Raw genomic sequence first — 13,897 nt, forward strand, 5'->3', positions numbered from 1 at the left:
ATTTGGTGAGTGTGATGTGTAGTTGGGTAAATTCTACATTGAAGGAAAATGAGACTATGGCTCGTGCCATAGATGTCCTCAACAGTGAGGCTTTACGGATTGTTTTAGTTGTTGATGGCAATAAAAGACTTCTAGGTACTATTACTGATGGTGATATACGTAGAGCACTTTCGCGATCATGTTCCATGTCTACTACTTTGCACGAAATCATGAATCATAAACCGTCAGTGGCTCTGGTTAGTGATGAGCGTTCAAAGATACTAAACCTAATGAAGGCCAGGGACTTATTGCATATTCCACTACTTGATCAAAACGAATGTTTGGTCGGTTTAGAGACCTTGCAGAATTTGACAGAAAAGCCTTCTTATGAAAATGTTGTTTTTCTCATGGCGGGTGGTTTCGGTAAGAGGCTGCACCCATTGACTCTTGATGTACCAAAACCTCTTCTGAAGGTAGGGAATAAGCCTATTCTTGAGACAATTCTTGAGCAGTTTATCGAGTCTGGATTCTCAAATTTCTGTATTTCAACACATTACAAAGCTGAAATGGTAAGGGAGTATTTCGGTTCTGGCGAAAAATGGGGAGTAAACATTGCATATGTTTATGAGGAGGAACCACGCGGAACAGCTGGTGCTCTTGGGCTTTTTCCCAAAAGTTGTTCTGATTTGCCAGTAATTGTTATGAATGGCGATTTGCTCACGAAACTAAATCATAAATCTTTACTTAACTTTCATTCCGAGCAGGGCGGGATTGCTACAATGTGTGTACGTGAATACGATTTTCAAGTACCATACGGTGTAATCGCAACTGATGGAAAGAAAATTACAGATATAATAGAGAAACCTGTTCACACCTTTTTTGTGAACGCTGGAATATACGTGTTAAATATGGAGCTAGTTCGTAGAGTGAATGGAATAGAGTACTTAGATATGCCCGAATTGTTAAGTCAGTGCATTGTGCAAAATGAAGTTGTGAATATGTTTCCTGTGCATGAGTATTGGTTGGATATTGGTAATATGCCTGATTACCGAAAAGCGAATAGTGAATCTGGCTTGTTTGGAGATCTGTCATAGGATGAGTCGTTTCTTAGTAGTTGGATATGGCAGCATTGGGAAACGACATATTAGAAACATCAAAGAATTATTCCCAGACTCCAAGGTAACTGTATTAAGAAGAAGTGCATGTAGCTCTGTGCAAAATAATCATATGCAGACTGATGTTGATCTATTTGCTACTAACCTCGATGATGCTCTTGCTGACCCACCTCAAATAGCAATAATTGCTGGCCCTGCACCTTTCCACATTGAGATCGCCATTAAACTTGCTCATGTTGGTGTACATCTACTAATCGAAAAACCACTCTCTGATGATTTAGATGGTGCTGATGAGTTGTTAAGGGTCTGTAAGGAGAAAAAAGTAGCTTTGATGGTTGGCTATAATTTGAGGTTTCTTGATTCTTTACAAAAGCTGAAGTTTATTCTAGATAACGGTGAAATAGGAGATATCATTTCTGTAAGATGTGAGGTTGGCCAATACCTTCCAGGGTGGCGGCCCGATATGGATTATCGTGAGTCTGTATCTGCACAAAGAAAATTAGGTGGTGGCGTTCTTTTAGAGTTGAGCCATGAGATAGATTTTTTAATATGGTTTTTTGGAGATGTTCTTGAAGTTACAGCTAGCATTAGTACGCAATCTCAGCTTGATATTGATGTTGAAGATACAGCTCATCTAATTCTCAGATTTAAAAGACAATATAGACGTGATAATTTGATCGTCTCCCTTAATATGGACTTTGTTAGACAAGACACTACACGACAATGTTCAGTTATTGGTGAACGAGGAACCCTCCGTTGGGATGGCATCCAAAACAAATTAGAATTGTTCACTTTGGATAGTGGAGGTTGGCAAGAGGTGTGTGTCGATAATTCAGATAGAAACATTACATATCAACGTGAGTTGATGCAATTTGTAGAACATACCAAATCCGCAGATTCATCTGAGTTTTGGGCAACCGGTCAATCAGGAAAAAAAGTTTTGGAAGTAATAGAAGGGGCACGTAGGTCTGCAGAAGAGCGTAGGACTATACTTGTAAAATCTTGAGGGTTTATGGTTCAAAAATATATAGCGTTGATTTGTGCACGTGAAGGGTCGAAAGGCATACCCGGAAAAAACATTAAACTTTTGGGGGGGCGGCCTCTTATTGGTTGGGCGATTAAAAAGGCTTTAGAGGTTGAACGTATTGAACGGGTCATAGTTTCAACCGACTCTGAAAAAATTGCTGAAGTGGCTATTGGACAAGGGGCAGAGGTTCCCTTTCTGCGTCCACTGGAGTTTGCACAAGATGACAGTCCTGAATGGGAGGTTTGGAGGCATACTCTCGACTTCTTAGCTAACCAACAACATGAGTTTGATGGATTAGTGGTTGTTCCTCCAACTGCACCATTGAGGATTGCAGAAGATATAGATAACTGTATTGATGAATTTGAAAAAGGGAATGTTGATGTCATTATCACGGTTAGTGATGCTCACCGTAGCCCGTATTTCAATATGGTAACAAAAAATGAGAATAGTTTTAATTCGCTAGTCATTCCTACTATTGAAAAAATATCTCGTAGGCAAGATGCCCCAGAAGTTTTTGATATGACCACCGTAGCATATGTTGTACGACCACAATTTATTCGTGAACGTAGTGGCATTTTTCAGGGACGAGTGCGAAGCGTACATATTCCTCCTGAAAGAGCGCTAGATATTGATACTCCGCTTGATTTTAAGTTTGCAGAGTATTTAGTAGCACAGAATGAAGAGAAAACATCATGACAACATTGAGTGATCTAATAAATTTAAAAGGAAGAAGAGCGCTGATCACAGGGGCAAACGGTGGGATTGGTCAGCAAATGGCGATGACCATAGCTGAACTTGGTGGAGATTTGTTACTTGTTGACCGGCCGGGGACTAATTATAATGCACTACTTGAATCTCTTCAAACCATAGGCAAAGTTACCCCTGTTTTTAAAGATTGTGATCTTGAAGATGTGGATGCTAGGAAATCTATGATAGTCGATATTCTGTTGCAGGACGATCCACTTAATATTTTAATTAATAATGCTGCTTTTGTAGGAACTTCTGGTCTAGGTGGTTGGGTTACTGATTTGGAAAATCAAAGTATTGAGACGTGGCGGAGAGCTTTGGAGGTTAATCTTACTGCAGCTTTTGATCTATCAAAAGGGTTGGCCTCCAAACTGAGAGAATGTGGAAATGGTACCATCATCAATGTAGCGTCGATTTATGGAATGCTTGGACCTGATTATTCGTTATATTCCGGCACGGAGATGGGAAATCCAGCGGCGTATGCTGCGTCAAAAGGGGGGTTACTTCAATTGACCAGATGGCTCTCAACTACGCTTGCACCTGAAATTAGAGTAAATGCAATATCGCCAGGGGGGGTCTTTCGTAATCAACCCGAAGAATTTGTAAATCGTTACGAGGCGAAGACTCCACTTGGTCGTATGGCAAGAGAAGGAGACTTTAAAGGGACTACTGCATATTTAGCTAGTGATCTTTCTGCATATGTGACAGGTCAGAATCTAGCTGTGGATGGTGGATGGTCTGTATGGTAAAGCGTTGTAAAAACAACAGGCGGCTACTTTACTGGTCTTATTTTTTCTATAGTTGGGAGATAGTACGATCTTTTGTAAACTGACTCAGTCAGTTGGTATTGCTCATCTTGGATGTTGTTGTTTGGCGGTACGACCTAGCTGTTATTTTAATTGAAGACTTGTCGTATTCAGGTGTGACCTTAGCCTAGGAAACTTAAACATGTTACCTATCCTTTCTTATGGTTGTGTGTACTTCACATAGCACAAAAGTAATCAGAAATTCTAATTTTTATGAAATTAACTAGAAAGAATCAAGCTATATGTGAAAATATTGCAATTATTGATGGCTTCTCCAATAGTGGCAAATCGCTCATTGCTCCAATTTTCGGTTATTTAGACAATGTCGAAAAGTGGCAAATCGATTATAGATTTGAATATATAGCGATGCTTCATTACTTAGATAAAATATCAGATGATGCAGCAGATGTACTATTGAATATTGGTGCTGATAATTTGTTGTACGATTTGAGTATATCTAGAAATGTAAATTTTCGAAAAACAGATGCTAGCTCTCCTTATCGTGACGGGTTAGAGGAACAATACCTTGCACGGTTAGAGCGACAGGAGGGTGATATTAGGGTTGTTGATATCCACAACGATAACCCGGTGCTACCATTGCATGTCCATTACCTATTCGGGTTTACCGATTCTCTACTGCATTTTTTCGGTAGTAAAATCAAACTTTACTTAATATGTCTGAGACACCCTCTTGAGCTGATTGTATGTTGGAAAAAAGGTGATTGGGTCAATAAAATAGGCCATGTTGACAGAGAATTTCATTTATGTATTGAATACAAAGGCAATCAATATCCATGGTATACAAAAGATTACCTCGATGATTATCATGTCGGTAGTGAACTAGAAAAAACTATTTTAACGGTTTATTATTATTACAAAAAAGTTTTTGAAATGTATGCTAGAGTTGATAGATCTACGAGAGAAAAATTTTTATTTATTCCAATTGAACAGTTCATTTTAAATCCTGACAAGTTTATAGATGAAATTTGTATTAAACTGTCTACCGACAGAAGTGCACAATTCAATAGAATTATAAATATTCTTAAGTTACCAAGAGAGCAAGGTTCCCTGAGTAATGTAACAACTAGCTCCTTTATTAAAGAATATGGCCCAGAGCTAAACAAAGATTACCATCGTAAAATCGAAGAACTAGTTTGTATGTATAATGAATTTCTAACTAGGATACAATGAAAATGGTATGATTCTGTTATTGCGGAAAATCAATTTGGGTTTTAACCGTCATTCCAAATAAGTGGATTCGTGAACTAATTGTAAGTCATGTCGCGCCTGTAGTTGTATTAATTACGTGTTAAGTGATTGAATATTGCAGAAAAAAATTTATGAAGAATGTTAATATTTGACACTAGTTTTACATTGTCGACTCTTGTTTGAATTGTGTTATCAATATCTAGTTTTAGTAATTGTCAAAGTTTTTTTATATCTTGCTTTAAGGTTATCGTGATCGTGAATATTTCATTATTAAATCAAATTCTGTTGAAGGCAAATAATCGGAAATTGTTTTCAAGGCATTTAAGAAACATACCTAAGGCCAAGGAGTTTTGTAAACTACACAATATACAGTATTTTAAAGATTTTTCGATAGATAAGCACAAGAAATCTGATACGTTATTTATCCTGGGTAGTGGCGGTTCAGTTGCTTCATATTCAGATAATATGTGGGAAATTATCAAATCAAGGGACTCTTTCGGTTTCAACTATTGGTATTTACACGACCATTTGCCTACATTCTATATGATGGAAGCTTCCGGTAAAAAAGGTTTGACATCGGTTCGAGTTAACAACCTATCCTGTATCTCAAAAAAATACAAAAATATCCCAAAATTCTTGAAACCAGCCTCTCCTTCGATATTTCCTCTAATATCTGATTTGCCAGAATCTTTTAAAGATAACCTTTACTATGTACACTCATATAAAATACCGAACCGAAATGTTGAAGCCTACGAGATGTTCTTAAAAACAGCCCTAGATTGTCGCTACGGTGAAGAAAATGGGTTCCCTAATTTACAAACTCAATCCAAGGCGTCATTGGATCAGATTATTAGCTTTGGAGTTTCTTCTGGTTATAAGGAAATTGTTTTATGCGGTATAGATTTAACTAATACAAATTACTTCTATACTGAACCCGGTTTTATCTGTCCTGACGGGTTGACAATTACACCAACTGGACAAAATGGGGTGGTACATAAAACGTTTGATAGGTCTCGTAATAGCCTTCCAATAGACCAGATAGTAAAAAGTATGAATGAAATAATTATTCCTCGAAAGAAAGTTGAGCTTTTTGTAGCTCTGAAAAATTCAGGTTTATACCCTATGCTTCCAAGCTATTTTGAATAGTTGCTATTAGATCGTTAGTGAGATATTTATTTATGCCAATTAGAAATGAAAAAAGATGTGATTTTGTTGAAGATAAAGGTTCCAAAGGAATCGTTTATGTTGCATTTGGATATGAATATTTACTTATGGCCGCATATTCTGCCTATAGTGCCAAATTATCAAATCCAGGGATACAATGTTCACTTGTAACAAATATTAAAATTCGTAATGTCCAATTGTTGAAAATATACTTTGATTTTGTAGAAATAATAAATGAAAAAAACAATTCGAATAGACTAACTAAGACACAAGCAATAAAATATGCTCCTTTCGAAAAATGTCTTTACCTTGATTGTGATACCGAGGTGAGAGGTGATTTGAGTGTAATGTTTAATTGTTTGGATCGGTTTGATGTTATTCTAAAAATGAATGCTCGACCTTATCTCAAAGATTACATGGTGGCTGAGGGTATACCAGGTTATCTGTTTCCCATTTGGAATGGTGGATTGATCTTTTTTAGGAATGGTGTAAAAGCTCGGTTGTTATTCGATAATTGGTATAAAAATTTTACTAAATTTGGTAAGAAAAGCGATATGCCAGCTTTGGCATGCTCTATTTATCAGCAGCCTGATCTTCGAGTTCTCTCCACTAATGCTATATGGAATACTTTTCCAAACGATATAGAGTTGTTAACAGTAAATGGTGTTAATTTTGATAGTAAAATATGGCACTATCGTAAAGTAAATGAATTCCCAAGTATGGTCCCGAAAGTTTTAGAACATCATCAAACAATATCTTGCTGCATAGATTCAAAAGATGAACGCCTTAGTAAAGAGATTAGCGAAGTTGAAGAGAGATATAAGATTATGTGTACAATTTGGTTCCAGAGTAAACTCTTTCGGCCATTATTTATTAAATTTTTCGATTTAATCAGAATTGTTATTGGAAAACCACACTTAACTCTATATAGAAAAACAGAAAGATCAGAAGGGGCTTTCGCGGATATAGATGAATCAAAAATGCATTGGTAGATTTTGAAATAAAATCAGATTAAGTGATTTTAGGATTGACCTCTAGATAAAAGGTGATCAGGTCACGGGGTATTAAAAAAATCTTTTGGAGAAATAAAAAAAGAATGTTTAATGTGATAGATAAAGTTGCAGTTATCACCGGGGGGATGGGGCAACTTGGTGTGATTTATGCTGTAGCACTTGTAGAGCAGGGTGCTCGGGTTGCTGTGCTTGACCTGGAAACCAACCCAAAACTTGAGGACAATAATTTCTCTCGTTATTGTGAGGAAGGTTCAATAAAATCATATGTTGTCGATATTACCAATTTAAACGAACTTCAGTCTGTATCCGATCGTATTAAAAACGATCTAGGCACTGTAGATATTCTGATAAACAACGCTGCTTTAGATTCTCCACCTGATGCCCCAGCCTCAGAAGTTGGTCCTTTCGAAAGCTATCCAGAAAGCTCTTTTGATAGTGTGATGGATGTTAATGTTAAAGGGACGTTACTTTGTTGTCAAATTTTTGGTAAGGAAATGGCCGAAGGCAATGGCGGATCTATTATTAACATATCCTCCATCTATGGTATCCTCTCTCCTTGTCAGGATATTTACGATTTTCGTAGGACTGAAGGTGAAGAGTTTTACAAACCCGTGGCGTATTCAGTATCCAAATCGGCTATTCTTAACTTAACGAGATATCTTGCCACTTACTGGGCTAAAGCAGGTGTGCGTGTTAATACCTTAACATTGGCAGGCGTGTTTAATAATCAGCCACAAGAGTTTCTTGAAGAATATTGCAAGAGAATGCCCGTCGGCAGGATGGCTGAAGCAGAAGAGTTCGTCGGTCCTGTCCTTTTATTGGCCTCCGATGCTTCGTCATATATGACTGGTTCCAACCTGGTCGTGGATGGTGGCTGGTCTGCCTGGTAAAAATAAAAATATGGTGAAAAATATGACGGTTTTGCAGGAAGTAATTCCAAATTATATCAATGGAAAAATGATTGAAGCAAGTTCTGGACAACTGTTTGGGAATATCGATCCTCATTCAGGTAAGGAACTATGTAAAGTTGCTCGTTCGGGAGCTGAGGATGCCTTGGTCGCTGTTGCGGCCGCGAAAAGGTCTCAAGTTGCCTGGGCGAACATGACCAGTGTTGCACGTGGGGATGTTATTCGTGATATTGCTTTTCGAATGATAGAACGCAAAAATGAAATTGCGGAAATAGTTGCCACCGAATCTGGAAAGGCACTGCCCCATGCGCTTGGCGAAACGCAGGCCGCCATTGAAATGGGATTGTTTATTGCTGGGGAAGGGCGTCGGAATTACGGTAAAACTATGGGGGCTACAATGGCGAATAGGCAGGTGCTTACTGTTCGTCAACCACTTGGTGTTGCGGCACTGATCATTGCCTCGAATACGCCCATGGCAAATGTTGCTTGGAAAGCCTTTCCATCTATGTTTTGTGGCAATTCATCCATTATGAAGCCATCGGAAGATACTCCTGGAACAGCATGGATATTTGCAGATATTTGTCGTGAGGTAGGTTTGCCCGATGGAGTATTTAATGTCATTCAAGGTTTGGGGGCGGAAGCTGGGATGCCTCTTGTCGAGTCGGGGGATGTTGATCTCGTAAGTTTTACGGGTGGCCATGTGACAGGGAGTTTGATTAACCGTGTCGCCGGGGCGAGATTGGCCAAAGTGTGCTTAGAACTTGGTGGGAAGAATGCCCTGACTGTCTGCGATGACGCTGATATGGATAATGCGGTTCAGTGGGCATTGGCATCAGCATTTAGTAATGCTGGCCAGCGATGCGTCGCCGCTAGCAGATTGATTGTTTTTGATTCAGTTTATGAACAATTTAAAGAGCAGTTGGTGAGCGCTACTGCCCAGTTGAGTCTGGGGGTTGGAGAAGAGGACTATCTCGGACCTGTGATTAATGAACATCAGCTCAATGGTATGCTCGTTGCAATCGAAAATGCTAAAGAAGAAGGTGCCGAGGTATTGGTTGGAGGGAACCGAGCATCATCAGGGCCACAAAAAAATGGTTACTATATGCAGCCAACCGTTATTGAAAATGTATCCCCTGATGCTCAAATTTCTCAGAATGAATTGTTTGGTCCGATAACCTGTTTGTATAGAGTGAAAGACTTGCATGAAGCGATCGAGTTAGTCAACAATTCACAGTTTGGGCTCTCGTCGTCGATTCACACAAACGACATTAATCGCGCTATGGAATATTCAGATAAAGTAAATGCTGGGGTTATTGTTGTAAACGGTGGGACCCACGGCAGTGAGCCTCATATGGGATTTGGTGGACTGAAGAATTCCGGTACTGGGTGGCGGGAGGCTGGTGTTGAGGCCTTGGATGTGTATAGTGATGTCAAATACATTAACTTGATCACCAATCCGTCCAAGGTTTGAAAAAATGAACAAAGCAATAGCACTTATACCAGCAAGGGCTGGCTCTGTAAGGGTTCCCGATAAGAATATTAGACTTTTGAACGGGCACCCTCTTATCGCCTACACAATATCCGCTGCTGTACAGTCAGGTGTGTTTGACAAGGTTCTTGTTTCAACTGACTCTGATGAATATGCCCAAATTGCAAAATATTATGGTGCTGAAGTACCGTTCTTAAGGCCCTCTGAGCTAGCAGGTTCGAAGTCACCTGATATTGAATGGGTGGAATTTACGCTCAATGAACTCAAAAATATTGGAGATGATTATTGCTATTTTAGTGTATTACGTCCAACTTCTCCTTTTCGCCAAGCTGAAACTATACAGAGAGCCTGGAAATTATTTCAGGAATTTGGTAAAGCTGATTCGCTCAGAGCGATTGAAGTGTGCTCACAACATCCAGGTAAGATGTGGGTGGTGCGCGGAGAAATTATGTATCCAGTGATGCCGGTAACCCCGCCTGAACAGCCATGGCACTCCAGCCAATTCGCAGCTTTGCCGGAAGTGTATGTACAGAATGCCAGCCTGGAAATTGCCAGGACATCAGTGAGTAAAAAAGGCAGAACAATTGCTGGAGAAATCATACAACCCTTTCTCACAGAAGGGTTTGAAGGATTTGACATTAATCAGGAAGTTGATTGGGTGCTCGCAGAATACTATTTGAATAAGGGTGAAGCGAAGTTACCTAAAATATTGCAGCTTCCATACGATAGACAAGCTGATAAAGGATAAATAGATGGGTGATCTTGTAGGAAATCCTGTAGAGGGAGAATTATATTTTGTACCGCTGGTTGAATTCACTACTATTAAAGATAGTTCAGCTAGTGAAATACAAAAGGCTAAAATATTTGCTTTTGCAGCTAGAATAAATGCACTGTACATGATAGCTAAAGCCGGCTCGGGCCACATCGGTAGTTGTTTTTCGAGTATGGACATTCTGTCTTGGTTACACCTTGGAGAAATGGATGATAAGGATCTCTTTTTTTCTTCAAAAGGACACGATGCTCCTGCATACTATGCAACTATGGCTGGTTTGGGGCAATTGGATTTTGACCTCATCCACTCACTAAGACGGAAAGATGGCTTACCTGGGCATCCTGATGTTTCGGTTCCGGTCTGTGTGACCAATACAGGCTCACTCGGAATGGGTATTTCAAAGGCTAAGGGGCTACTGTTTGCAAACTCACGCCTAGGTCGCGAAGGTCAAGTGTTTGTCATGACAGGGGACGGTGAACTGCAAGAAGGCCAGATATGGGAATCACTGGTTTCTGCAGCTAACCAAAAAATGGGTAATTTGGTTGTGATAGTTGATCACAATAAATTACAATCTGATACATTTGTAAAAAACACTAGTGACCTCGGTGATTTATCTGCAAAATTCTCGTCTTTTGGTTGGGAGGTTGCTCGCTGCGATGGCAATGATATCGAGGCTCTGCAAGAAGTCTTTGACAATTTTCGAGAAGTTAATGATCGCCCTAAGGTGTTGATTGCTGATACTGTTAAAGGCTGTGGTGTATCTTTTATGGAGCACACCAGTCTTGATTCTGATGTGGCAATGTACAAGTTTCACAGTGGTGCTCCTGACCAAGATGCATATCGAAGGGCTCTGACCGAGCTGAAGGATAAATTCGACAAATTGGTGTCAGAGGCTGACTTAGCACCAATAACGCTCGAAAGTGTTATTGCACCTAAGCTCGTCAAGGGGCCTAAAAAGGTTGAGCGTTTAATTGGAGCATACTCAGAAGCTCTTTTGAAGCAGGCTGGACAGAACTCGGAAATTACTGTTCTTGACGCAGATCTGATACTTGATACGGGACTTATTGACTTTAAAAATGAATTTCCGGATCGATTTGTAGAATGTGGTATAGCTGAACAGGATATGGTCTCTCAGGCCGGTGGAATGGCATTGGGCGGACTCTTGCCTGTAGTTCATTCATTTGGGTGTTTCCTCTCTGCACGGCCCAACGAACAAATTTATAATAACGCCACTGAACACACGAAGATTGTTTATGTTGGCTCTCTAGTGGGAGTGGTTCCAGGTGGGCCAGGGCATTCCCATCAAGCAGTTCGAGATATCTCTTCTCTTGCTGCAATTCCTGGCCTTGATGCTGTAGAACCTTGTTGTGAAGCTGAGGTGCCTATTCTACTTGACTATTGTCTCAATACCGCATCAGGTAGCTCATATATGCGCCTTGTTTCAATTCCATGCGAAATCCCTTATTCTCTGCCTAAAGAGTATGCTTTACAATATGGTAAAGGTATAACACTACGAGAAGGTGGAGACGTTGTTATTATCGGCTATGGGCCAGTACTGCTCGCGCAGGCATGGTATGCTGCTGAAGAACTTATAAACCAAGGTATTGACGTCAGAATTATTAACTTACCGTGGCTCAATTATGTTGACTCTGAATGGCTCATCAGTGAAGCGATGGCTGGTTGTAGCACTCTCATTACACTGGACAACCACTATGTCCGTGGTGGTCAGGGTGAGATGATCTCTGACAGTTTGTCCCGTTTTTCAGATGTTGTGCTTAATGTTGAGCACCTTGGTGTTGAGGGAGTACCTGTTTGTGGAACAAATGACGAGGTACTTAAAGCACATTCGTTGGATAAAGATTCGATTATCAAAACAGTTAAGAAGTCATTAAAAAAATAACAATAAATTACAGACGGGATGAATACGATGGCACACACTAGGAGCTTAAAAATTGGTGATCACCTCATCAACGATGACAGCGATTGTTATGTGATAGCAGAGATTGGTAATAATCATCAGGGAGATATCAATGTTTGTAAGGAAATGTTTGTTGCGGCCAAAAAGGCCGGGGCAGATGCTGTAAAATTGCAGAAACGTGATAATAGAGCCTTATACACTAACGAAGCATTTGAAAAACCATATGAAAACCCAAACAGTTTTGGTGAGACTTATGGAGAACACCGTGACTATCTTGAGTTTGGTTTTGACGATTATATAGAACTTAAAAAGTTCGCCCAAGAGCAACAAATAGACTTTTTTTCTACAGCTTTTGATATACCAAGTGCCAACTTTCTTGAGGAAGTCGGGGTTCCTGCATATAAAATTGCTTCAGGTGATTTGAAGTCAATTCCACTTCTTAAGCATATTGCATCATTTGGCAAACCGATGTTGCTTAGTACCGGAGGCGGAACTATTGAGGACATTAAACGAGCCTACGACGCAATCATGCCGATTAACAACCAGCTTTGCATAATGCAATGTACTGGCGGGTATCCTCCAGCTTGGGAGGAGCTTAATTTGCGGGTTATAAGCACTTTGAAAGAACATTTTCCGGACATTGTTACCGGCTTTTCAAGTCATGACAGTGGAATAGCAATGGCTGTTGCCGGTTATATGCTTGGGGCCAGGGTAGTGGAAAAGCATTTTACTCTGAATCGAGCAAATAAAGGTACTGATCACGCTTTTTCTTTAGAACCGGTTGGATTGACCAAGATGGTACGTGATCTGCGTCGACTAAGGTTAGCATTGGGAGATGGTAAAAAAGCAATGTTTCCTAGTGAAGAAGCACCTATTACTAAAATGGGTAAAAGTTTGGTTGCCAGTGCTAATTTACCTTCAGGACATATCTTGTCAGCAGAAGATATTACCATGAAATCTCCAGGAGGTGGGATCCCTCCTTATGATTTTGATAATATCGTTGGGTTACAATTAACAAGAGATGTCTCTGAAGATGAGCAGCTGCAACCTTCAGACTTGAATGAAATATCGTAAAATAAGCTGAAATGAGTACTAAGGCAGGGGGGAGGGACTAAAACTCTTCCTCCCTATCGACTACCAAAAGCTGAGAATGGTATGCTTAGAAAAGAATACCCTACTAAAACATGTTTTCATCTCTTACTGTATGGAATGGTTTTTTGGGCATAGCAACACGCTGAGCTTATCTCAAACATCCTCCCTTCGGTGAAAGATACTGTTGTTTCATTTGCTGACTCTATATTGAATTTGTATTGCCCCCCCATAGTCATAAGTGTGAAACGAAAAAGGGACCTTTCTTTCCGGACTTTTGTTTTGGTATTTACGAACCTTTAATGCATTTTAAAAAAGCCAATTTTGGATATGTTGACCTTCTTCTACAGTCCAAAAGATTCCTGTTAAAGAAGAGTCAAGGTTTAACTCAGTGTCTGTGGTCTTTAAAAGAGGATAATATTTCAGAATTTAAATACAAGTTCGAATACCACAGATGACGATGTATTAATATGGTTCTCATTCTCAATTTAACGTAAATGACCTTAGTAAACCCTCGGCTTTGCGGGAAGGGGCAGTAGAAGTTTTCGGCTTTTTCAAAAGGATTGGTTGCGTAAAAGGTATAAGTGCAATTCTCATAGCTCGCTGAATCTTATAAACACACCTGTTTTGGTAGTCCATAATTTAAAGTCACCAGCTTTAC

General features: G+C 39.7%; 12 protein-coding genes. All 12 read left to right on the plus strand.

Annotated elements, in window-relative coordinates; all coding sequences use genetic code 11:
* The first annotated feature begins 14 nt into the window (after positions 1 to 14).
* The 12 genes from ACX6CI_RS04885 to ACX6CI_RS04940 all read left to right on the plus strand — a co-directional run bounded on the left by ACX6CI_RS04885 (position 15) and on the right by ACX6CI_RS04940 (position 13,221).
* Positions 15 to 1,073, plus strand: a complete 1,059-nt coding sequence (locus tag ACX6CI_RS04885) for a nucleotidyltransferase family protein (RefSeq protein WP_458777051.1) — start codon at positions 15 to 17, stop codon at positions 1,071 to 1,073.
* A gap of 1 nt (position 1,074) precedes the next feature.
* On the plus strand, positions 1,075 to 2,100 hold the full coding sequence (locus ACX6CI_RS04890; RefSeq protein WP_458777052.1) for a Gfo/Idh/MocA family protein: 1,026 nt from the start codon (positions 1,075 to 1,077) through the stop codon (positions 2,098 to 2,100).
* Positions 2,101 to 2,106: 6 nt separating this feature from the next.
* On the plus strand, positions 2,107 to 2,817 hold the full coding sequence (locus ACX6CI_RS04895) for an acylneuraminate cytidylyltransferase family protein (RefSeq protein ID WP_458777053.1): 711 nt from the start codon (positions 2,107 to 2,109) through the stop codon (positions 2,815 to 2,817).
* A complete protein-coding gene (locus tag ACX6CI_RS04900) occupies positions 2,814 to 3,617 on the plus strand; it encodes an SDR family oxidoreductase (protein ID WP_458777054.1) in 804 nt (267 codons plus the stop codon). The genes ACX6CI_RS04895 and ACX6CI_RS04900 overlap by 4 nt, the downstream gene beginning before the upstream one ends.
* Positions 3,618 to 3,887: 270 nt before the next feature.
* A complete protein-coding gene (locus tag ACX6CI_RS04905) occupies positions 3,888 to 4,865 on the plus strand; it encodes a hypothetical protein (protein ID WP_458777055.1) in 978 nt (325 codons plus the stop codon).
* A 273-nt stretch (positions 4,866 to 5,138) separates the two neighbouring features.
* A complete protein-coding gene (locus ACX6CI_RS04910; protein WP_458777056.1) occupies positions 5,139 to 6,029 on the plus strand; it encodes a hypothetical protein in 891 nt (296 codons plus the stop codon).
* 32 nt (positions 6,030 to 6,061) lie between these two features.
* Complete coding sequence (locus tag ACX6CI_RS04915) at positions 6,062 to 7,039, plus strand: hypothetical protein (RefSeq protein ID WP_458777057.1); 978 nt, start codon at positions 6,062 to 6,064, stop codon at positions 7,037 to 7,039.
* A 104-nt stretch (positions 7,040 to 7,143) separates the two neighbouring features.
* Positions 7,144 to 7,950, plus strand: a complete 807-nt coding sequence (locus tag ACX6CI_RS04920) for an SDR family oxidoreductase (RefSeq protein ID WP_458777058.1) — start codon at positions 7,144 to 7,146, stop codon at positions 7,948 to 7,950.
* The gene (locus ACX6CI_RS04925) at positions 7,928 to 9,439 is read left to right on the plus strand and encodes an aldehyde dehydrogenase family protein (protein WP_458777059.1); all 1,512 of its coding nucleotides are present in this window, start codon (positions 7,928 to 7,930) and stop codon (positions 9,437 to 9,439) included. The genes ACX6CI_RS04920 and ACX6CI_RS04925 overlap by 23 nt, the downstream gene beginning before the upstream one ends.
* 4 nt (positions 9,440 to 9,443) lie before the next feature.
* A complete protein-coding gene (locus ACX6CI_RS04930; protein ID WP_458777060.1) occupies positions 9,444 to 10,205 on the plus strand; it encodes an acylneuraminate cytidylyltransferase family protein in 762 nt (253 codons plus the stop codon).
* A 4-nt stretch (positions 10,206 to 10,209) separates the two neighbouring features.
* Positions 10,210 to 12,129, plus strand: coding sequence for a transketolase C-terminal domain-containing protein (locus ACX6CI_RS04935; RefSeq protein WP_458777061.1), 1,920 nt, complete (start codon positions 10,210 to 10,212; stop codon positions 12,127 to 12,129).
* An 18-nt stretch (positions 12,130 to 12,147) separates the two neighbouring features.
* A complete protein-coding gene (locus ACX6CI_RS04940) occupies positions 12,148 to 13,221 on the plus strand; it encodes an N-acetylneuraminate synthase family protein (RefSeq protein WP_458777062.1) in 1,074 nt (357 codons plus the stop codon).
* Positions 13,222 to 13,897 lie beyond the last annotated feature (676 nt).

The sequence above is a fragment of the Desulforhopalus glucosivorans genome (genome assembly GCF_054397165.1).

Excerpts from the sequence above, each read along its gene's own strand:
- ACX6CI_RS04885 (WP_458777051.1), top strand. The coding sequence starts at position 15 with ATGTGTAGTTGGGTAAATTCTACATTGAAGGAAAATGAGACTATGGCT.
- ACX6CI_RS04890 (WP_458777052.1), top strand. The coding sequence starts at position 1,075 with ATGAGTCGTTTCTTAGTAGTTGGATATGGCAGCATTGGGAAACGACAT.
- ACX6CI_RS04895 (WP_458777053.1), top strand. The coding sequence starts at position 2,107 with ATGGTTCAAAAATATATAGCGTTGATTTGTGCACGTGAAGGGTCGAAA.
- ACX6CI_RS04900 (WP_458777054.1), top strand. The coding sequence starts at position 2,814 with ATGACAACATTGAGTGATCTAATAAATTTAAAAGGAAGAAGAGCGCTG.
- ACX6CI_RS04905 (WP_458777055.1), top strand. The coding sequence starts at position 3,888 with ATGAAATTAACTAGAAAGAATCAAGCTATATGTGAAAATATTGCAATT.
- ACX6CI_RS04915 (WP_458777057.1), top strand. The coding sequence starts at position 6,062 with ATGCCAATTAGAAATGAAAAAAGATGTGATTTTGTTGAAGATAAAGGT.
- ACX6CI_RS04920 (WP_458777058.1), top strand. The coding sequence starts at position 7,144 with ATGTTTAATGTGATAGATAAAGTTGCAGTTATCACCGGGGGGATGGGG.
- ACX6CI_RS04925 (WP_458777059.1), top strand. The coding sequence starts at position 7,928 with ATGGTGGCTGGTCTGCCTGGTAAAAATAAAAATATGGTGAAAAATATG.
- ACX6CI_RS04930 (WP_458777060.1), top strand. The coding sequence starts at position 9,444 with ATGAACAAAGCAATAGCACTTATACCAGCAAGGGCTGGCTCTGTAAGG.
- ACX6CI_RS04935 (WP_458777061.1), top strand. The coding sequence starts at position 10,210 with ATGGGTGATCTTGTAGGAAATCCTGTAGAGGGAGAATTATATTTTGTA.
- ACX6CI_RS04940 (WP_458777062.1), top strand. The coding sequence starts at position 12,148 with ATGAATACGATGGCACACACTAGGAGCTTAAAAATTGGTGATCACCTC.